Below are 21,902 nucleotides of genomic sequence, written 5' to 3' on the forward strand. Positions count from 1 at the left end.
TATTTAAGCATATACAGAGGTGGAAATATGAAACGAAATCTTGTTTTGGGAGGTATTTTTTTATTTGGATTAGGTATTTTTTTATATCCTACTATTAGTAATTGGTTGGCGACCCGTGCACATTATTCTGAGATTAGCTCTTACGATAAGAAGATTAAAGCATTACAAAAGAAAGAAGTCGAACGTAGGGAAAAAGAAGCAGCCGAATATAATAAACAAGTTCAAACTTCTGCGAAAACATTTACAGATCCATTTTCTGAAAAAAAAAGTAATCATCAAGCGTATGCTGATGCGTTAAATTTAGGAGATGTAATGGGGTATATTGAAATATCGAAAATTAATATAAAACTGCCAATCTATCAAGGGACCTCTGAGGAAGTATTGAGTCGCGGGATAGGTCATTTAGATTTTTCTTCGCTCCCGGTAGGTGGAGAAAATACGCACACTATTTTAACAGGGCATCGTGGTTTACCATCAGCAAAATTATTTACAGATTTAGATAAGTTGAGCAAAGGAGATCTTTTTTATCTTCATTCTTTAGACAAAGTTCTTGCTTATAAAGTAGATCAAATTAAAGTAGTGTTACCACACGAAACGGACGATCTACAAATTGTACAAAATAAAGATTATACAACTTTAATTACGTGTACGCCTTATGGAATAAACACCAATAGATTGCTAGTTCGAGGTGAGCGTGTGGAGTTAAACGAGAAAGAAAAACAAAAAGTGAGTACAGAGATAGTTATATTTAATAAGTGGACTGTAATAGTTACAATCCTATTGTTATGTGTGTTTCTAGTCGAAATTTATAAGAAAAGGTTTACTTGATAGAATGTATGTATTTATCCTGTATTAATGGGAAGTGGGACCGGAAATTCAAAGATAAGTAAAGAAGGTATATAGGAGATGAAGTAAATCATCATTAATAAAAATTTCATTTTATTCGACTATAGAAAAAATACGGTAAAGGTGGGAACAAAGGAATTGAGGCTACGATTAAAGCTGGTAAGTATTCATTTTATTGTTTTGTTAATGTTAAGTGTAAGTTTTGTCGTATATGTACCAAAAGAAGCATATGGATCCACGACTAACTTAGAAGGTCTAGGAGATATATCGCGTTATAATGCTGTTGTCTTTGGTAACCATAAAGCAATAGGTGGCGACATTGAAGGAGCAATTGCAGTTCAAGGTGATATGGATGCATCGGGGTATACGATTGTAGGTGCTGCAGCGGGAACATCTAATATAGTAGGTGAAAAATGGGGTGATGAGGGATATCCGTCCTTGTTATTGTCTGGAAAATTTAAGAAATCAAGAGAAGAATCTTTTATCATTCAAAACGGAATAGTCGTAATGACAAAAGAGAGTGATCCAGATCGCATCATACAATCCTCTTATGATCGTATCGTTTATAAAGAAAAACTAGAAATTGACGCGAAATTTAATGAATTTCGCAATATAGTGAACCAAGTCAGTAAAAATGCAGGTCAATATAAAACGAATACCCCAATTCCAAATATGAGTCATGGAATCGGAAAAGATATAAACAATCCTAATATTTATGTTTCATCAGAATTGACAGGGAAAATTAATTTAGATATAAGAGATGTATTTTTACCAAATGCTAAGGACAAAGATTTTATTGTTATGTATTCGGATGCAACAGAGGTTACATTTAAAAATGGGTCTATTCTATATGACACGAACAATATTGGAAGGGCTACAGATATAGTTCCTACATCACAACCATATTCTCCTAATTCCCCGTTTACTGAGCTATATGGGAAAGTGATTTGGGTTTTTCCAAATGCGAAAAAAATTATAACAGAGGGATATGGTGTCGTTGGTAGTGTGTTTGCCCCCAATGCTGTATTAGAAACAAAAGGCGGTTCGATTAATGGACAAGCATTTGTCGGTGCGGTACAACAAACTGGTGGATTTGAATTTCACAATTTCAAATTTAACTGGCAACATTGGAACAAGCCTAGTACAGGAAAAGTAAAAATAAAAAAGGTTGATAGTAATAATGATAATAAAAAATTGGAGGGAGCAAAGTTTAAAATTGAAGATTCAAAAGGAAAAATAGTTGGAGAACTAGTAACAAATGAAGAAGGAGAAGCGATATCAAAAGACTTACCAATAGGAAACTATACCGTAGTGGAAGTAGAAGCACCTAAAGGTTACGAATTATTAAAAGATAACATAACTGTAAAAATAGAAAAAGATGCAGTAGTAGAAATTAAAATAGGAAATAAGAAATTGCCAGATCCAATGGGGAAAATGAAGCTTGTGAAAGTAGACATAAGTGATAAAAATAAAAAACTAGCAAGGGCAAAGTTTCATATAGAAGATTCAAAAGGAAAAATAGTTGGAGAACTAGTAACAAATGAAGAAGGAGAAGTAATATCAAAAGACTTACCAATAGGAAACTATACCGTAGTGGAAGTAGAAGCACCTAAAGGTTACGAATTATTAAAAGAAAAAATAACTGTAAAAATAGAAAAAGATGCAGTAGTAGAAATTAAAATAGGAAATAAGAAATTGCCAGATCCGACTGGGCAATTTGAAATTGAAAAAGTTGATGATATGGATAGTGAATTAAAGCTAAAAGGCGCTGTATTTCAAGTGTTAGATAAAGAAGGGAAAGAAGTTAGTAGATTAATAACGGATGAAAAAGGAAAGGTGATTTCCAACCAATTAGCAATTGGAAAGTATACGATTAAAGAAATAAAAGCACCGAACGGATACATGTTACTTAGAGGTCCAATAGAAATAGAAATTACAGAAGCAGTAAAGACACAAAAAATAACAGTGAAAAATGCGAAGAATAATTGGGTAATTCCTAATACTGGTGGGAGTGGAACAACAATTTTTTACGTAATTGGTATTATGCTAATGTTTGCTGTGCTATATTTCTATAAGAAAAATCGTATATTATGAACTAATTTTATAGAGTTAGACAGATCGTTGCGTTAGAGAGTTTTTAGGACATGAGTTCGGTATTGTACTGGACTCATGTTACTAAATTTGTTGAAGGAGGAAGGATAATAGTAAACATAGAATATGTTAATGAATTAAAATATTCAAGAGGTGAACATGGTGGCAATAAAACAAGACGAAATTAAAGTAGTTGTCGGAGCTGGAGTGTTTAATAATAATCCAGGTTGGATTCAAACGCAAGAAGATGAACTTAACTTACTAGATAAAGCTACGTGGGAAGGAAGATTTGAATACAACTCTATTTCAGCTATTTTAGCTGAGCATGTATGGGAACACCTTACTTTTGAAGAAGGTGTAAGAGCAGCTGAAATTTGTTATGAATTTTTAAAACCATCTGGTCATATTCGGTGCGGAGTCCCTGATGCATTCTTTCAGGATGAGGCATATCAAAATATAGTTCAAATAGGGGGCCCCGGTCCGAAAGATCATCCAGCAGCAAGTCATAAAATCGTTCATAATTATATAACATTAACGAAAATGTTTGAAACTGCTGGATTCGAGGTAGTTTTACTTGAATATTGTGATGAAAATGGTCGGTTTTATTACAACGAATGGGATGCAAACGACGGTGTTATTTTCCGTTCGAAAAGGTATGATTCTAGAAATAAAGGCGATAAACTTGGTTTTCCATCGCTAATCGTCGATGCGATTAAGCGCTAATCATTCAACAAAAAAGGAGTTAATCCTATGATTTCATAAGTCGCAAATGCGGCTTTTTTATTTGTACATAAATCTATATTTAATTTTCAATATTATATAATTCGATTTAGAAAATATTTAAGTTTTTCTCAGCACCATTCACTTTAAATTAACACTTCGTTGACATAAATATTTATTTTATATTTATATTCGTGTAAAATGAAATGGGAACATATATTCTATATAAGGAGACAATCAAAATGATAGCTGAAATTAGGAAACTAACTGATGGATATATTGTAAAATTTGAACGCCAATTTCCATATACGGCAGAAGAAGTTTGGTCTGTATTAACAGAAAACAGTAAGCTGAAAAAATGGATGCCCAATTTACAGATTGAAAGCCTTAAAACTGCTGGAATAATAAAGTTCGACATGATGGACGGTTCATTCATAAATATTGATATTTTAGAGTGTCAACTAAACTCAGTACTTGAATTTACTTGGGATAAAGACCGTGTCAGATTTGAAATACATAATGAGGAAAATGGTACCCTTTTACTTCTTAAAGAGTACATTCATGAATTAACAGATCATACACCGAGAGATGTAGCTGGTTGGCATATTTGTTTAAATCTTTTTTCTTTCGTTTTAGAAGGAGAAGAGAAAGAATTTTCTAAAGATGAATGGCAACAGTGGTTTGAAATATACAAGGATAAGATTCATGAAGTGAGAGGATAATTGCATAATAGATAATATTCATTATGTAATTATTATATTGTAAAAATGCTTTTGTGAATAAATAAGAATAGAGGTTAATATGAAAGTAAATCAATTAATTGCTAATAACATAAATAAATTAGATGCAACTATACCGTTTAATAAATCGTTTGGAATTGCTGGTTTATCTGGATCGGGTAAAACAACTTTTTGCCAAACAATTGGTGAAGAATCAAAAAAACGATTAGTTTCTTTATTACCAAAGGCTGAATATCAATATTTATTTCCTAACATTATGGAAACAAATTTTAGTGCCATTAAGATGGAAGAAATGCCTTTAGTACTTTTTCTAGGAAAATCATCGATTTCGTCTAATCCGCGTTCAACGATTGGTACTCATACTGGTGTTTTTACAGAGGTTCGGGAAAAACTTGCTGAAGTATTTAATCTTTCTCCAGAGGTCTTTTCATTTAATAATCAATTAGGCTGGTGTACTGGTTGTAAAGGCCGTGGTACTACAAAAAATGTTGAGTGTAAAAAATGTAAGGGAAAACGTTATAGTGAAGAAATTGAACAACATGAAATTGATTTGTTGGCCAAGCCACATTCAATTTCAAATATTAATGATTTAAGTGTTGAATCTATTCTTTCACTAGCAAAAGAATTGAATATTAGTGAAGAAAAACAGCATATACTGCAAAATATTATTAATATGAACATTGGTTATTTAACATTAAATCGAATTATGGGTACGTTGTCAGGTGGAGAGTTAACACGACTTTATTTGGCTGAATTCATGGCAGTAAGTGAAAATGCTGTAATTATTATTGATGAGATTTCAGTTGGACTTGATCATGAAACATTATTACAAATTTTAGAAGAGATTAAACGATTAGGGTGTAAAAATCAAATTTGGCTTATTGATCATTCAGATACAGTACTAGATACATCTGATGAGCAATTGTTCTTTGGACCTGGTAGCGGAAAATATGGCGGGAAAATTGTGGAAGAATCACCAAGACCAAAGTCAATACTGTGGGATCGAAATAAAGAAATACCAACAGAATTTTATACATTCTATGATTTATATTGCCGTAATATCCAAATAGCTGAGTTTCAAATTCCTAAAAACAGGCTTGTAACAGTTACAGGAGAATCAGGATGTGGGAAATCTACACTTGTCAACGAATGTCTAGCTACAGATTTTTTGAAACGATATCCAAAAGATAAATTAGTTATGGTAGGACAAGACCGAAATCAATCAATTACAAGTCGATCAACTGTAGCAACTTTCCTAGATATTAAAAAGAAACTGACAAAGTATAGTGAAGACATTGATGATATTTTTGAGCGCTCGATTGAGGATATTATTGATGAACTTCCAAATGAAGATATCGCTTATAAACGTTTGAGCCTACTAATTAAATTAGGACTTGGCTATTTAACATTAGAGAGAAAAACACAAACATTATCGACAGGTGAGTTTCAATGTGTTCATTTAGTTTCGGAATTATTTGCAAACACTAGAAATCCACATACATTATTCATTTTTGATGAGCCTTCAAAAGGTTTATCACAAAATATTTTAAATCAATTTATCGATAGTATTAGAGGTATTCTGCAAGATGAATCAGTTTCTATCATTATGATTGAGCATAATCGTTACATGTTAGAAAGCTCTGATTATATAGTTGATTTTGGAAAAAGGCAGAATGAATCTGTAGAGCATTTGGATGTTGTTAATCATGAGGATTACTATCGTCAAAAAAGTAATGTGAATAGCACAAAGAAAATAAATATCTCTTCAATGCTTAAGCAGAAAAAAGGAGTTCACTATTTAGAAGAAAATCATATTAACTATTTTAAAAATGCCGAAAATGTTTATAAGGGCGGTATTTTAAAAAGTTTATCATCAATGGCTAGGTTAATTTATGGTGAATATGAATCTGATACAATCGCACCTGTTATTGCTATTGATCTTGAAAGACATTTATATAGTCAATATAGTTTCTTATATGAGATTGGTGGATTAATTAATCATATTGTAGCTGCTCATCCAATTAATAAAGATACGAGAAGTTTTGATTTCTATTCACAGGACAATCATTGTCCATCTTGTTCTGGACGTCTTCAAATTGAAGTTTTTGATAAAGATATTGCCATTCAAGATAAAAGTGTTCCATTTTGGGATGGGCTATTCGATCCAGAAATCATGAAGGTATTAAAATTTTATCAGCATGAAAAAATAGAATTTCTATTCGAAGAAATAAAAAATGAGCTTGGTCACGATTTGTCAAAGAGCTATAATGATATGTCAGAAGAAGAAAAGCATACGTTTTGGTACGGATATTTTGAAAAATCATTTTATGATAAAAAAGGAAAGACACGTAGAACATGGGTAGGGTTTAATACAATTATTGGTGGGTATATTGTTATTTCAAAAGCACCTATTAAAGAAGAAATTAAGAGTTCAAAAAAAATGATGAAATGTCCAATTTGTGAGGGGACGGTTTTAAATCATCATAAACCACTTAAATTTGGTAACGTAGATATTCGTGAAATAATCAATCAGCCTATTAATAAAGTATTGAAAACAGTTGGTGATTTACCGGCACTTGTTACATTGAAGTCTATTGTTGGTGGCGATATGGTATTGACAGAAGATGTTTCTTTATTGCCAAGAAAAGCACAAGTTGCACTGAAGATGTTTGAATTAGAACAAGCAAGCTTTTCAAACTATGAAATGGTGTTACAAAATGTCTTACCATTCTGGAACGAAATAAAAGGAAATATCGAATCCATTAGTGTTAATAATCAAGTAACTGTTTGTGATTTCCCTAATGTTTATGAAACGAGAGAAACCATTATAGATAAGTATTTCACAAATGGTAAATATAAAAAACTTACGTATGTATACGAAGCGTTTGGATACAAAAAATTAGTTACCCAAATTAATAAAATTAAAAAGAGTAATCCATGTCCATTTTGTAAAGGTAAGAAAGTGATAACCGAAGATAATCTACATGATGGTGTCTTTAAACTAACAATTCCATGTGTAACTTGTAATGCAAGTGGTATTAATGACGAAGGGTTAAAAGAAGTTGTTGAGGGCGTGGATGTACAAACGTGGTTAACTGGAAAAGTAAGTGATGTTGTGAATGAAAGCTTATTAACAGAAGCTGTTGGACAAATACCAATTTTTAATCGCATACGTGAGTTGGATAAACGAGATATGATAGCGGTTTATGAATGTCTTGAGAAAAATAACTAGTGATGGATTTGTCAATTGCAGTAGTCATAAAAACAGGAATATAGGTTTTTAATTATATAAATATAACATGTTAAATTGTTATTTAAATCGTTAAAAATAGTTGACCCTCACACAATGTCATTGTTTAAGATAAAGTTGAGCTTTAAAGTAGATGTAACTTATAGGAGGAAATCATGTTTAAAATAGGGGATTTTTCAAAACTATCTTCCATTAGTATACGAATGTTGAGACACTACGATAAAGTGGAATTACTACAACCAGTAAAAGTCGATGAGCAGAGTGGATATCGATTTTATTCAGCAGACCAATTAAAAAAAGTAAATCAAATTCAAACGTTAAAAGCTATGGGGTTTAATATTGCTACCATCAAAGAAATAATAGAATGCGATAATATAGATACCATAAAAGAGCAATTTTTAAATCGTAGTGCTCAAATTAAAGAAGACATGAATAACCTCCAAAAACAATTACGTCTCCTCGAAGACTCAATGAAAACGATGAGAGAGGATGTTGTTGAGATGAATTATCATGTTTCAATAAAAGAAATTCCAGAAAGAACTGTAGCTAGTGTTAGAAAGATTATTCCATCGTATAATTGCGAAGGTGATTTATGGAGTGTATTAATGCAAGAAATTCAAATGAAAAATATTAGTATTGCCCAACCGAGTTATAGTATTGCGGTTTTCCATGATCATGAATACAAAGAAAATGATGTAGATATAGAAATACAGCTAAGTATTCTAGGTAAGCACGAAAATACAAAAGACGTTACATTTAAAAATATGGAATCGACTAATGTAGCTTCTATAACAGTTAATGGAAGTTATGAACAGATGACAGCTGTAAATGAGGCTGCGGCAAAATGGATTGAGACAGAGGGTTACAAATTAGCAGGCCCGATGTTTAATATTTATCATGTGAGCCCAGCGATGGAATTGGATCCTAATAAGTGGGTTACAGAAGTTTGTTATCCAATAAACAAATAAGTAATAAAAAAAGGCATGTTTTATGCCTTTTTTTATTTTGTTAATATCTCAAAATGTATAATTTTTCCTCTTTACAGTTTTCGTATCGGACTACATAAGGCAATAAAGACTTCAATTATTTTAGTAAAAGCAGCTAAAGCAAATATAAATACAGGATTGTAGGCTGAAATAATTCCACCTACTAATGCCCCCAATGGCATAGATAATCGTGTAAGTACACGAGAAAAACCTAAAACACGTCCTTGCAAATTGGATGGAACAGTTTCCTGCCGAATTGATGTAACAATCGTATTCCATGTGATATTACATGTCATCGCGATTCCGAAAGCAATTCCAGGAGCAAGCCAATATGTACTCCATAAAGCAAATGTTAATCCAAGCGCTCCAAAAAATAGGAGTAAAGGAATAAGTATACCACGTCGAAATTTCTTTTCTAAAGGAACGGCAATTAAGCTTCCTAAAAGCCCACCTATTCCTATTAAAGTATAATTATAACCACTTTGTGCGGAGGTAAGATTTAATGTCGATAATAAATAATACATAAGTACACCTAAAACAGCACTTGCTCCAAAGTTACCTACCATAGCTTGAAGTGACAAAGCTATATTTAACCGATCATTTATGAGCCATTTAAATCCATCAAACAAATCATTTAGTACATTTTGCAATGTTTTTTTATCAGTATTCTTTTTATTTAAGTTTTTCATAGAAGGTAATATAATCACAGCAATTAATGTAGCAATAAATGAAAGAACATTAATCCAAAGTACTTGAAAGCCGCCAATAAAAGATATGAAAAGCCCAGCTATGATTGGACCAAACAAACTAGCCAATTGATTAACCATTTGATATAAAGAATTAGCCTTCGTTAATGATGCACCTGCGATGTGTGGAATGACTGTAACTGTTGTTACATCAAAAAGCATGGACATAACTGCTAAGATAAAAGTAATTACGTATAAATGCCAGACTTCTAATAGATGTAATGCATGTAGAATTGGTACGAGACTTACTAAAATAATATTGATAATATCCGCCATCCAAAGTAACTTTTTTCGATCATATCGATCAACTAGTACACCAACTAAAGGGCCAAATAAAACGATTGGCAATACGTTAACAGCAAATAAAGAACCCATAATTACAGCTGAACCAGTTAATTGATAGGCAATCCAAGGCAGTGCAAAAGTATATAGTGAATCCCCGATTCGTGAAATGAGTAAACCAAAAATAAAAATCTTGTATTCTTTTGAAAAAGTTGTCTTGACAGTTAATCTTCGTTCTTGTACAAATTTCACAATTATATGACCTCCCTTTTTTATAGAGGAATTTGAAAATAATCCGTCCAATACGTATTAAATATAGAATTCCGTAAGAAGTTGTTGAATCCTACTTTATAATATTGATTTTATATAAAATTGTAGGGAATAGAAATTAGGGCGGTTTTTATGCGAGGAGACGGAATGATTTGAGAACAAAAGGGGTTGCTGGATAAAGAGTTAATCTTATGACCTTTTCCGCAATTATTGTTGTTAGCAGAACTTTTGAAAGAAGATCCTACATTAATATATCCCTTTTTTAGTTAATAATAGCCTCCTTAATACTAGTTAATACAAGGAGGCATTAAATTTTTAATAATTAATGGTATGTGTACCCTCCATCAGGAAATAATACATTACCCGTAGTAAAACTATTTTGCATTAAATATAGGACAGTATGTGCAATTTCATCATTAAATCCAGCTCGTTGTACAAGTGAAAGAGATTTATAAGCTTCGTAAGCAACTAGTCTATTTTCATTTTGTTCATTTTCTCTTTGTATTGTTCCAGGAGAAACCACATTAACTCTAATAGGAGCTAATTCCACAGCTAAAGCCTTCCCTAAACTTTCAATAGCACCATTGCAAGCTCCATAAGCAGGAGCGCCTTTAAGTGGTCTTTGACTAAATGCACCAGACATTAACACAATCGATCCAGAGTTTGAAAGAAAAGGAATTGCATATTTTACGGCATAATATTGAGGCCAAAACTTTCCGATGAAGCTACTTTCAGCAATTTCCTCTGTAGAGGTAATCGGTCCAAGTGTGTAAGAGGCTCCCGGTGTGAATAAATGATCAAAGTTCCCAACTATCTTGAAAAAATTTTGTAATTGCTCTTTATTTTGATTATCCAATATATAAGTTTGAAGATGATTGTTATTTATTACTTCTCGAGCAACTTTTAATTTTTCTTCCGAGCGTCCGGCAATAATAACATGTGCGCCTTGTTTAATTGCTTGTGTTGCTGTTGCTAATCCAATACCAGAACTCCCGCCAATGATAACAATACGGCTATTTTTTAATGTAGTAATAGACATATTTTAGCCACTCCTTTAATAAAAAATTTAGAATATAACTAACTGTGCTATGCTTTTATTATTCGCTAAAAGGGAGCAAGTGAAAAGTACGCACTTTATATGTACATAGTCGCAAATTTCGTACTAATCGCTATACATGCGGATAAGTAATAGGAAAAATTTCTAAATATGGTTTATCCGGCATTCACGGGCAGTAAAACTCTCACCTCAAAGTTAGGAAAATGCAAGGAAGTTAGGTAAGAGATCAATTGCCCGTAAAAGCTCGATTGGTTCAACTAATAATCAGTGTGGGATGAACAAAACCCCCACTGATTAAAGTTTCACTTTATGATATCTGAGGAGAGGTGAGAAAAATGGATTTACAAGAACCGAAGTTAAAAGGGGTAATAGCAACATTACAAATAATCGGTGGGAAATGGAAGTCACTCATTTTGTTTATTTTGCTAACAGATGGAATGAAACGTTTTGGTGAATTAAAGCGATTGATACCAGATATATCTCAAGGGACGTTAGCGAAGCAATTACGTGAATTAGAGCAAGATCAACTAATAAAACGCGAAATTTATCAAGAAATACCACCTAAAGTAGAATATTGCTTAACTGAACATGGAAAAACAGTCAGTACTGTTTTGGATAGTATGTGTAGTTGGGGAAGAGGGCATTTAGAATATATAGATAAAGATAAATCATAAAAATGTTATGTAAACTTATTGTAGTGTGAAGGGAAATGTTGTTTTAATAATTTGTACTTTATAATATATAATTAAAGAGTGTCGTAGGTTATTATACATATTTAATTTATTTTTACAAAGGGGAAGTAATAAGATGAACGAATTAGAGTATAAAAGCTTCTATGATAAAGTAGGAAGATTAAATGGATGGGATTTTAGCAAAATAAAATGTGAAACTGTAGGAGATACATGGGACTTTTATAGTGAGGTAAAAGAAAGGTGTAAACCATCACATATTTTACTTGATGTTGGTACAGGCGGAGGAGAAAATGTACTTAACATAGCATCATCAGCTAAATTGTTGATTGGAATTGATAATTCTAACGGCATGATTGCAACGGCACATTCTAACTTGAAAAAATCAGGTGTACAAAATGTTGAGTTTCTTCAAATGGGTTCTGAAGCTTTAACATTTCCACATGCACATTTTGATATTGCTTCAAGTTGTCATGCCCCGTTTCTGGCATCTGAGTTAGCGAAAGTAATGAAAAAGGGTGCCTTTTTCTTAACACAACAAGTAAGTGAGAATGATAAATTAAACCTGAAAGAAGCATTTGGTAGAGGACAATGCTTAGGTGAACGGGATGGTACTTTAAAAGAAAATTATATGAATGAACTTATTAGTGCAGGATTTGATCTCGTGCAAGTACGTGAATATGATGTTACTGATTATTACAGTAGGTCTGAAGATCTCATTTTCTTATTAAAACATACCCCTATTATTCCTAGATTCGGAGAACAGGAAGAGGATTTTACTATTTTACAAAAGTTCATTGATACGTATAGTTCTGAAAAAGGGATTCGTACGAATTCAAAAAGATTTATGATTATTGCTGTTAAATTATAATGTATTTTAGTGTAAAAGCTGCTTTTCATTTAAAGAAAAGCAGCTTTTTGTGTGGAAAAGAATACAGGAAATACTTGAAAATAATAGAAATAAATAAAGTGTAAATTAAAAAATCAAAATATGGAGGATAAATGTTTTGAAACGTTACTATATTAGCAATGAAAAAATAAATGTACATATTACTGAATGGGGGAATAATGACAAGCCCGTTATCTTTTGTTTACATGGATTAGGTAGTACGAGTTTAAGTTTTATAGAAATTGCTGAGGAATTAAAAGAAGAGTATAGATTTATCTCCGTTGATGCACCTGGACATGGTAAAACACCGCCATTTGAAAGAACAGAAGATTATGAGATGCACAATTTAGCAAATTGGTTAAATGAAATAATAAATGAATTGAGAATCAAATACTTCTATTTTCTATCACATTCATGGGGAAGTTTTGTAGCGTTATTTTATTTGTTAAATCATCCAGAAAAAGTACAAGGAAGTATTCTTATTGATGGTGGATATCAAACAAAAAGGCTTCGAGAAGAAACGTTGGAAGAAGAAATTGCTTATTATGAAAAGGACTTTGATAAATATGTTTTTAATAATTGGGACGAATTTTTCAAAAGTGAAAAAGAAGCTTATACTAGATGGTCTTCATTGTTAGAAGTTGCTGTAAAGGATCTCGGGATCGAAATGGATAATAAAGTATGGTGGCATGCCAGGGGGAATACAGCTAGTAATATAATAAGAGGTATGCATAAAGATGAAACAATAGATATATATGAGAAGCTACCGGCTAATATTGTATTACTTCGAGCTACAGTCCCACAAGTTTGGGCGGATTATAGAGATAAGACAGTAAATGTTTTTAAAGAGAAAACGGACAGTATAGTAAAAGTAATTCCTGATACTACACACATGTTGCACTGGGATAAACCAGAAATTGTTATAGCGGAAATAAAAAATAATTGGAGCTAACATATTCATACTAAAGTTGTAGTTTCTATATGAAAAATCCATCCTTCCGTTTGATTTTATCTATTTATAAGTGTAATACAATACGAATAGATAATAAGAAATGAGGGGGAATGTAAAGTGATTACACATATATCAGATATAAAACTACAAACGGTTTCCATAGAAGGGGTAAAACAAGTTTATAAGGACATATTATCTTTTCCAATAAAAAAAGAAACAGCATCCTTCATTCAATTTGAAGTAACACCTTATACAACAATTAGTTTTCAAGAAGTGTATGAACCAATCGCACCTGCACATTTTGCTTTTGAAATTCTATATTCAAAATTCCATGAAACAGCAAAATGGTTAAAGGACTCTGGATTACTCATTGTAAAATGGCAAAATGGAAATGTAATTGGTGAAGAGAATGGTCTATTCAATTTATACTTTAAAGACGGAGATGGAAATCTACTCGAAATTATCGCACATAGTTATGTTAAAGAGGATGTATTAGTACCACACTCACCTTTAAACATTTTATACGTAAGGGAAATTGGTCTTCCTGTTAAAAGTGTACCTGTTTTTACGGAATGGTTAAAATCAAATCTAAATATGAAAACGATGGAAGATGGGGATATTTTTAACTTTGTTATAGGTGGCACTGCATATATCGTCGCGACTTGGTGGCAGCGACCTTGGATTCCAATCGCGATGAAAGCTCTATCACCGAAAGTATACGTTTCTTTCGGAACACCAGACGTCGCATTTTTACAGCGAATCCAAAATAACTTTAAGAAAAATAGTGTATCATTTGAATGTAAACGTAATGAAGTATCATTTATTGAGCAAGGATATACATTTTCAATTGTGCATACATCAGAGTTTCATTCTGATATTCCTAAACAATTAAACTTACCGCTTTCTATTTAAGGATGAAAAGCGGTAAGTTTTTTGTATATTCGTGAAGAAGGTTTTAGCTAGGGTTACAGTGAATTTAAAGAGAAGTACAAGGTGTTATTTTAATTTATGTTAAGGGGAGAAATGAAGTGGTTTTAGGTAATCCAATTGCAAAAGGGAATACTGCAGAAATTTATTTAACTGATGATAAGGTTGTAAAATTATTTAAAGATTACCTCCCAGATACAGAGTCTATGAATGAAGCAAAAAAACAAAAATATGCGTATTCATGCGGGCTGCCAGTTCCAAACGTATTTGAAGTAATAAAGATACAAAATAGACAGGCAATTATTATGGAACATGTAAAAGGGGACAACATTGGTGATTTTCTGCTTAATAATTTAAATGAGGCAGAGCGTTATATCGGCCTTTGTGTTAATGAGCAAAAAAAAATCCATGCTATACATGTAAATACAGATGAAATGGAGTTAATGAGGGAAAGGTTAGAGAGTCAAATTAAATCTGTACATAAATTGGATGAAAACAAAAAGAAAAACATATTACTAAAATTAGATTCTATTACATTTGATTTTAGGCTATGTCATGGAGATTTCCATCCATTTAATTTAATTTTGAGTAAGGAAGAGAAAGTGAAAGTTATAGACTGGGTAGATGCTAGTTCAGGGGATATTCGCGCAGATGTATTTCGAACATATTTGTTGTACTCACAATCTTCGGTAGAATTAGCTGAGATGTATTTACATATATATTGCAGTCGTACCGGCTTATCAAGAGATGAAGTTTTTCAATGGGCTCCTATAATTATTGCAGCTAGATTTTCTGAAAAAGTATCACCGCAAAATGAAGTGTATTTGAAAAGATTATTGAATCAGTATTTATAAGTCATAAAAAAGGCTGTCAGCTAATTAATAAATGCTGTTGTTTAACCAAATTTTCCTTGCAGTTAAACAACAGCATTCTTAAATATTGATATAGGTATTCTTATTTTCGATCTTCATCCTATAAAGGTTCATAATCCGTACTTGTTCCTCCGTTAATTCTTCTTTATCCCAATACATATGCATTAAGCTATATTCAAAAATCTCCTTTAATTTAATAAATAACGGAAACTTGTCTTTCATCTCTTTTGGTAGCTCATTTTCCTTTTGGTAGCCTTCAAATAGTGCTTTTGTAATAGAATACTCATAGTCAACGATATTCCCATTTCCAGCAAATGAATATTCTATCGCACTATAAATAGGAACGGCTAAATCGAATATGTAAAAATGTTTTTGGAATGAATCCAAGAGAATATCAACTTAACAAAATGCCTATTCAATCATTTGTTAAACTAAATTTAAATAAAGAAGGGGCGTTTAAAATGAATATTTCTAGAAAAATAGAGTTTGAACAGTTACGAGATAGGAAGAGTGAGCTATTTGATAAAGAGGTACTTAACATATTAAATGGTCAAGTTATGTATGAAGAATTTAAAAACGAAAAGCTAATGGGTGATTCTGATTATGCACCATTTAATGAGGCAATGTGTGTGAACCCTGCTACTACACAAGTTTTTGATGAGGATTTTATTAAAACAAGAGCGGAAGGACATAACAGTTCCGTAGAAAGTTATACAAAAAAGGTTATAGATCCGTTAGAAAAACTTTTTACGAAAAATTATAAATGTATTGTTTTATGGTTTGGTGAAGATATGTTTTGTCAAATGAACCTACTTACCATACTTTCTCACCTTGAACAGTCTGTTTATGAAGGGAAGGTATACTTAAATAGCTTTAGAGAGGATGAATTTAAAGTAAATCAAATTGAACTTGAATTGGGGAAGTATTCTTCTATATACAATGAAGTATTAGTAAACCATAAAAAGACCTCCCATAAGGTACCACCTGTAATGTATCAGGCTATAGACTTATTTTTAGAAATGTTAACAGAAGATAATGCAGTAATGAAATTCATTTCTAAAAATAAAGATTTATCAACTCAAGAATTATTAACGAAGTTGTTTCATCTTTTTCCTACAATCGGATATGGAGATACTCAGTACATAGAACTGATTAATAAAATAAAGAAGAAAGCTACACCAAAAATATAGGTGCAGCTTTCTTCTTATAATTGCTCAAGTAATTCTAATTCTTTTTCTACAAATAGCATTAGTTCTTTAATTGTTTCACCAGAAAAATCAAAACGAATACCGGCTGCATCATACACGTCTTTTATAGATTGCGAGCTTCCTAGTGATAATGCCTTTTTATAATTTTCTAGCGCTTGCTTAGGATCCTCTTTATATTGTTTATACATTTGTAATGCACCAAGTTGGGCGATCGCATATTCAATATAATAAAATGGTACTTCAAAAATATGGAGTACAGGTAACCAACTCGTTGCTATCCAGTTTTCGTAGCCATCAATATGTATGACGCTAGACTGATAATGTTTTTGAAGTTGTAAGTATTTTTCATTTCTTTCTTTAGAAGTATGACTTGGATTTTCATACAGCCAGTGTTGAAATTGATCGACAATAAGCATAATAGGTAAATATGAAATAACATCTTTAAAGAAGTTAATTTTTGCTTGTTTTAAATCTTTTTTGTCTGTATAGAAGGTATCCCAATAATTAAGCGAGAATAACTCCATTGTCATACTGGCTAGCTCAGCTGTTTCAGCTGGAATTTCTATATACTGTCGTAATTTTAATGGTTTTATGAGTTCGTTATGAATACTATGACCCATTTCATGTATAAAAGTGACAATATCATCTTGTGTATAATTTAAGTTCATAAAAATATAAGATAATTGTGAAGCTGGTAAGTACTCACAAAAGCCACCAGCTGCTTTTCCTTTGCGGCTTGTTAAATCAAGACAATTGTGTTTATACATTCGGTTTAAAAGTGCTGAAAATTCAACATCTAGTTTATTAAAGATATGAGTGCTCTTTTCAATTAAATCATTTTCATTTGCAATAGGTTTAAGTACTTTTTGATCTGGAGTTACAGCTGATACATCCCACGGGCGAAGTGTATCCAATTGCAGTTTATCTTTTTTCTCTAGCAATATTTTATCTTTAAGAGGCACAACATACTTACGTATGGATTCAGCTAGTTCATAGCAATCTATCGCTGAATAATCAAAACGCTCGTATTTTTTGAACATATAATCGCGATAATTCTCTAGTTGAATATTTTTTGCTTTTTGATGGCGAATTTCAATTAATTGATTTAATATGTTTTGCAGTTCTTTTTCAACAGATAAAAATTGTTCAGAAATAATGGTTTTTGCCTTTTTACGGGTGTCACGATTCGAATCTTGTAAATAGGATTGTAATTCTGTTATCGTTTTTTCTTCTCCGTCCCAAATTCCACTTAATCCTCCAGTGATTTCAAAGTACTCTGTGACTAATTTGTCTTCCTTTATTTCTAATTCGATATTTTCCTCACAAAATAACTTTTGAGCATTTTTTATTTTTGTATCTAATAAACCATATACATTAGAATCTAATTCCATTCGAAAAGGTGACTCTAAATATTTATTATCCAATAAATTTTGGTATCGCTTTAAAAGTGGCTTTACAAATTGTTGATCATGTTCAAAAGTATCCTTTATTTCTTCATCATCCGTATTACATTGAAAGGCGATGTAATGTGATCTTAATTGTTCTTCGATGTCCCAAATTACTTTTGACTGCTCTTTTAACCAATTTTCAAGGTCTAGTTTTGAAGAAATCATTTTATTTAATAAAGTCGAAAGAGTTTTTTCCAATTGTAGTACATTACTAATATCAATCGTATTTACACGTTGCATTATATATCCCTCACTTTGTATTTATTCATAGAGATATTCTATTTATTAATTGTAATTCCCTTGTTAAGTGGGGTAAATGTGAAATAATGTTAAATTTAATAATTAAAGAAGGTATTTATATGTCAAAGTAAAAAGTTTATCGTAAATGAAAATATATGGAGGGGTGCTGCATGAGAAAGGGAAAGAAGTTACTTGTATTTTTATTTCCACTTGCTTTATTATGTGCCTGTGAGAATGACATTGAAGATGCTAAAAGTGAAGATTCTATAGTGATGGATATTGCCACAGCAGCGGTAAAGGAGGAATCTTTTTTTAGTGCTGCTATAAGAGATGAAAAAGAAAGAATATTAGATTTAGAGATTGCTGATAGCGAAGATAGTAACGAAATAAAAAATGATATTAATAAAAGATTGGTGATACAAGGTGTAACGTCTTATAAAATCAATATAACTCAAAGAAATAGAGAAGTTGTAAAGGCAGAGAGTAGATGGAATCAAGTTTTTGGACATATATTTGATGACGTATTCAGAAAAAATGGATATGAAGGGTTTGGTATTCAGCAAATAAATTATAAAAAGAATCAACCTGTTACCATTGATATAAAAACTAAGATTAGCGATGATGAAGTAGGGGCGAGAGAACTTGGACAGAAAATAGAAAAAGAAGTTGAAGTTGTACTTAAAACAGAAGCAGTAAAGAAATGGATTGAAAATGATTCATATGCTATTGGGATTTACGATATAGATGATCGGAAAATTAACTAATTGAGGAATGAATGCTGTATGAATGAAAAATCGATATAATTAAATATAGAATTACTGAAGGAGGTGTAAGATGTATAAGTATTTACATATTTTAAACGACATAGAAAATATGATTCAAAATGGAGAAATAAGAGAAGGAAAGAAATTACCGTCTATACGGTCACTCGTTACGCAATATGAATGTAATAAGGCAACAGTTATACGTGCGCTTCATGAATTAGAAAAGCGTCACATTATATATTCTGTCCCTCAAAGTGGATACTACGTTGTTAAAAAATCAGAGAGTACTATAGAAAATAACGAGATAATTGATTTTGCCTCCTCAGCACCAGATCCAGATGTTTTTCCGTATTTAGATTTTCAACATTGTATTAATAAGGCTATTGATACGTATAAAAATGATTTGTTTGTATATGGAACGCCGAAAGGCTTACCATCTTTAATACCAGTTATTCAAAAACAACTAGCAAATTATCAAGTCTTTACAAAAGAAGAAAATATTTTTATAACATCAGGTGTTCAGCAGGCACTTGCTATATTAACTTCTATACCATTTCCGAATGGAAATGAAACTGTATTAATTGAACAACCAACATATCATCTATATATTGATTATCTAGAAATAAATAAAGTTCCTGTAATCGGTATTAAACGTACGAATGAAGGTATCGATTTGAATGAATTGGAGCAAATATTTCAAAACGGAAAAATAAAATTCTTCTATACGATACCGAGATATCATCATCCGCTTGGAACGTCTTATTCTAAAGATGAGAAAGAAAAAATCACACTATTGGCTAAGAGATACAATGTATTTATAGTGGAAGATGATTATTTAGCAGATTTAGAAACTGATTCAAAAGCAGATCCATTATATAGCTTGGATAATTGTAGTCATGTCATATATTTGAAAAGTTATTCGAAGATTATTTTTCCAGGTTTACGGGTTGGAGTTGCGGTCATTCCACCATCCATTGCAAATGCGTTCTATACATACAAAAAGATACTAGATATTGATAGTCCGATGATTTCTCAAGCGGCTTTAGAAATTTATATAAAGAGCGGTATGTTTGAACGTCATAAAAGTAAAATTAATTCTTCCTACTATAATAGATCAATAAAACTAGCAGAAACATTAGAAAAAGTGCAAAATGAAGATCCATCATTATTTACATATAATAGACAAAACACATTTGGAATACACACTTGTTTAGAAATGCAGAAAAACACAGTTACAGAAACACTTATACAAAAATTAGGTGACAGGCAAATAAGTGTCGATACTATTGATAAGAATTATATGAGGAATTTTCCTAAAGAAAAACTGTTAAAGTTAAATGTTTCGAATGTAAAAGAAGATAAGATTGAAGAAGGTATTCGTAAAGTAATTGAGGAAATCAAGCAATCAGGGCGTTTAGATTTTCAATTTAAAAAAGAATAATACGTATAGGAAGGTTTATTGTGAGGCGAAAAATAATAACCTTGTTTGTAGCTATTGCCATAGTAATTGGAGCGTTGGTAGTTACGAAATATTATAAAGAAGATGATCAATGCATAGCAATTACTGAGTATTCAAAAGGTATTATCGTAGATTAAAATAACCGACCTATAGCAGATGTGAAAATTCAATTAAAAATAAAATGCATAGTATTTCACATGAAAAGGTGAATTTGAAATTGCGGATGGTGTTTGTGATGACATTTTGTTGCAATTAGTTACTCCAAATAACAGAGTCCACACAAGGAAATATGAAAGAGAACATATATCAAAAGTTATACAGTTGAATTATAAAAATGAGGCTGAATAAAATGAAACCATTACAAAGGGAAGTAACAATTGTGACTGGGGCAACAGATACGCTGGAAAAACAGTAGTAGCGTTAGAAAATGAACAAAATATTGGGAGTAATTATTTTGAGGAGAATGTTTTGAATCAAAATTAATATTTTTAAGAGCACTCTAGAGCCGAGTGCTCTATTTTTTATACTGTACACAAATAATGAACTTCTCTTAACTATCAAAATAGTTATTTGAAAAGCATTGGTAAAAATGAAATACAATCAAAAATAAAGTGGCAAATCCAACTCACCCAAACACTTTTTGAATTTTTCCATATATAATTTAGTGCTAATCTAACTGGGATTATAGTTATTAATAATTGCATTGGCACAAAACCGTAAGCTGGAATATGCCATAAAGCGAACAATAAACTACATATTATGGATGCTGTACTAAATTTCAATCCTAATTTTTGTAATGCAATAATTATATTAGTACAAATCAATTCTTCACCCATTAACATAAATGGTATACGGAATAAAATCATATAAATACTTATTACTTCAGCAACAGAATTTTTAGTTGCAGGTTCAAAAATGTAACTGAATATTAAACTGGAACCCATACCCACGATAATAGTTAAAGGCACACCCCAAAGTAAAGTTTTAAAACGAAAATGTTTAAATTGCTCTAATGATATTTTTCCTAAAAAATAGTATCCTATAATTCCACATAATACAAGGTTCCATAAAGCTTCAATAAGTATTCCTAACAATTGGGGTAGATTCCCCCCTAAATAAACCGCAAAAATTTGATATACAATCCCGGTAGTAATTAATAAACTAAAAGCCAAAAGAGATTTCGAAGCAATTTTTTTCTCAGTTTCCAAAATCTTTGTTTCCACAACAACCCCTTCTTTCTTATTTCTTGTTAATTATAAATATATAATAGCACATTAAAAACCTAAATAATGGTAAAAAAGATGGGTATTAAAATAATTTTTTTATCAGTAAATTCAATAGATAATAAAATCGAGTGGTTTGAGTATGAACTGCTGAGAATTCAACGTTAAAAGATAAATTATAAAATTATGATTAGGAAATTGTTGTATTTATACATAGTCTTATACATTTTTAAAGTTTTGTTA

Annotated in this window: 19 protein-coding genes and 1 pseudogene; 15 read left to right on the plus strand and 5 right to left on the minus strand. The window is 31.4% G+C overall.

What is annotated here, in order from left to right; genetic code table 11:
- The first annotated feature begins 27 nt into the window (after positions 1–27).
- The 6 genes from AC3WVZ_RS11230 to AC3WVZ_RS11255 all read left to right on the plus strand — a co-directional run bounded on the left by AC3WVZ_RS11230 (position 28) and on the right by AC3WVZ_RS11255 (position 8,615).
- Positions 28–828, plus strand: a complete 801-nt coding sequence (locus AC3WVZ_RS11230; RefSeq protein ID WP_079004367.1) for a class C sortase — start codon at positions 28–30, stop codon at positions 826–828.
- Between the two features lie 156 nt (positions 829–984).
- A complete protein-coding gene (locus AC3WVZ_RS11235; protein ID WP_233936368.1) occupies positions 985–2,940 on the plus strand; it encodes a SpaA isopeptide-forming pilin-related protein in 1,956 nt (651 codons plus the stop codon).
- 156 nt (positions 2,941–3,096) lie between these two features.
- Complete coding sequence (locus AC3WVZ_RS11240) at positions 3,097–3,660, plus strand: class I SAM-dependent methyltransferase (RefSeq protein ID WP_000225731.1); 564 nt, start codon at positions 3,097–3,099, stop codon at positions 3,658–3,660.
- A gap of 239 nt (positions 3,661–3,899) precedes the next feature.
- Positions 3,900–4,379: an SRPBCC family protein gene (locus tag AC3WVZ_RS11245; protein WP_000559863.1), complete on the plus strand. Its 480-nt coding sequence runs from the start codon at positions 3,900–3,902 to the stop codon at positions 4,377–4,379.
- 79 nt (positions 4,380–4,458) lie between these two features.
- Positions 4,459–7,629 carry an ATP-binding cassette domain-containing protein gene (locus AC3WVZ_RS11250; protein ID WP_063219960.1) on the plus strand — a complete coding sequence of 1,057 codons (3,171 nt, stop codon included), beginning with the start codon at positions 4,459–4,461 and terminating at the stop codon, positions 7,627–7,629.
- 173 nt (positions 7,630–7,802) lie between these two features.
- On the plus strand, positions 7,803–8,615 hold the full coding sequence (locus AC3WVZ_RS11255; RefSeq protein ID WP_000472635.1) for a MerR family transcriptional regulator: 813 nt from the start codon (positions 7,803–7,805) through the stop codon (positions 8,613–8,615).
- A gap of 71 nt (positions 8,616–8,686) precedes the next feature.
- Here AC3WVZ_RS11255 and AC3WVZ_RS11260 read toward each other — a convergent pair whose 3' ends face one another.
- Positions 8,687–9,913 carry an MFS transporter gene (locus tag AC3WVZ_RS11260; RefSeq protein WP_000673890.1) on the minus strand — a complete coding sequence of 409 codons (1,227 nt, stop codon included), beginning with the start codon at positions 9,911–9,913 and terminating at the stop codon, positions 8,687–8,689.
- Between the two features lie 340 nt (positions 9,914–10,253).
- On the minus strand, positions 10,254–10,970 hold the full coding sequence (locus tag AC3WVZ_RS11265; RefSeq protein ID WP_000029108.1) for an SDR family oxidoreductase: 717 nt from the start codon (positions 10,968–10,970) through the stop codon (positions 10,254–10,256).
- Between the two features lie 353 nt (positions 10,971–11,323).
- Here AC3WVZ_RS11265 and AC3WVZ_RS11270 point away from each other — a divergent pair, with 353 nt between their 5' ends.
- The 5 genes from AC3WVZ_RS11270 (at position 11,324) to AC3WVZ_RS11290 (ending at position 15,299) form a co-directional block, all read left to right on the plus strand.
- Complete coding sequence (locus AC3WVZ_RS11270) at positions 11,324–11,662, plus strand: winged helix-turn-helix transcriptional regulator (RefSeq protein ID WP_233936369.1); 339 nt, start codon at positions 11,324–11,326, stop codon at positions 11,660–11,662.
- Between the two features lie 133 nt (positions 11,663–11,795).
- Positions 11,796–12,548 carry a class I SAM-dependent methyltransferase gene (locus AC3WVZ_RS11275; protein ID WP_001003873.1) on the plus strand — a complete coding sequence of 251 codons (753 nt, stop codon included), beginning with the start codon at positions 11,796–11,798 and terminating at the stop codon, positions 12,546–12,548.
- A gap of 136 nt (positions 12,549–12,684) precedes the next feature.
- Positions 12,685–13,518 carry an alpha/beta fold hydrolase gene (locus tag AC3WVZ_RS11280; RefSeq protein WP_000833447.1) on the plus strand — a complete coding sequence of 278 codons (834 nt, stop codon included), beginning with the start codon at positions 12,685–12,687 and terminating at the stop codon, positions 13,516–13,518.
- A gap of 117 nt (positions 13,519–13,635) precedes the next feature.
- On the plus strand, positions 13,636–14,430 hold the full coding sequence (locus tag AC3WVZ_RS11285; protein ID WP_233936370.1) for a VOC family protein: 795 nt from the start codon (positions 13,636–13,638) through the stop codon (positions 14,428–14,430).
- Positions 14,431–14,546: 116 nt separating this feature from the next.
- Positions 14,547–15,299, plus strand: a complete 753-nt coding sequence (locus AC3WVZ_RS11290) for an aminoglycoside phosphotransferase family protein (protein ID WP_233936371.1) — start codon at positions 14,547–14,549, stop codon at positions 15,297–15,299.
- A gap of 78 nt (positions 15,300–15,377) precedes the next feature.
- Here AC3WVZ_RS11290 and AC3WVZ_RS11295 read toward each other — a convergent pair whose 3' ends face one another.
- On the minus strand, positions 15,378–15,704 hold the full coding sequence (locus AC3WVZ_RS11295; RefSeq protein WP_002195523.1) for a hypothetical protein: 327 nt from the start codon (positions 15,702–15,704) through the stop codon (positions 15,378–15,380).
- On the opposite strand from AC3WVZ_RS11295, the gene AC3WVZ_RS11300 reads away from it, so the two are divergent.
- Positions 15,695–16,507 (plus strand): hypothetical protein, encoded by an 813-nt coding sequence (locus AC3WVZ_RS11300; RefSeq protein ID WP_001069556.1) that lies wholly within the window; start codon positions 15,695–15,697, stop codon positions 16,505–16,507. The genes AC3WVZ_RS11295 and AC3WVZ_RS11300 overlap by 10 nt on opposite strands.
- Before the next feature lie 14 nt (positions 16,508–16,521).
- Here AC3WVZ_RS11300 and AC3WVZ_RS11305 read toward each other — a convergent pair whose 3' ends face one another.
- A complete protein-coding gene (locus AC3WVZ_RS11305; RefSeq protein WP_001190028.1) occupies positions 16,522–18,213 on the minus strand; it encodes a M3 family oligoendopeptidase in 1,692 nt (563 codons plus the stop codon).
- 170 nt (positions 18,214–18,383) lie between these two features.
- On the opposite strand from AC3WVZ_RS11305, the gene AC3WVZ_RS11310 reads away from it, so the two are divergent.
- The 3 genes and pseudogenes from AC3WVZ_RS11310 (at position 18,384) to AC3WVZ_RS11320 (ending at position 20,784) form a co-directional block, all read left to right on the plus strand.
- Entirely contained in the window at positions 18,384–18,977 is a 594-nt protein-coding gene (locus AC3WVZ_RS11310) for a DUF4030 domain-containing protein (protein ID WP_001225383.1), read from the plus strand.
- Positions 18,978–19,047: 70 nt separating this feature from the next.
- Positions 19,048–20,418 carry an aminotransferase-like domain-containing protein gene (locus AC3WVZ_RS11315; protein WP_233936372.1) on the plus strand — a complete coding sequence of 457 codons (1,371 nt, stop codon included), beginning with the start codon at positions 19,048–19,050 and terminating at the stop codon, positions 20,416–20,418.
- Between the two features lie 20 nt (positions 20,419–20,438).
- Positions 20,439–20,784: pseudogene (locus AC3WVZ_RS11320) on the plus strand (carboxypeptidase regulatory-like domain-containing protein).
- Between the two features lie 218 nt (positions 20,785–21,002).
- Here AC3WVZ_RS11320 and AC3WVZ_RS11325 read toward each other — a convergent pair.
- Complete coding sequence (locus AC3WVZ_RS11325; RefSeq protein ID WP_061457221.1) at positions 21,003–21,659, minus strand: CPBP family intramembrane glutamic endopeptidase; 657 nt, start codon at positions 21,657–21,659, stop codon at positions 21,003–21,005.
- Positions 21,660–21,902: the final 243 nt, after the last annotated feature.

The organism is Bacillus sp. CPT56D-587-MTF, from assembly GCF_058792335.1.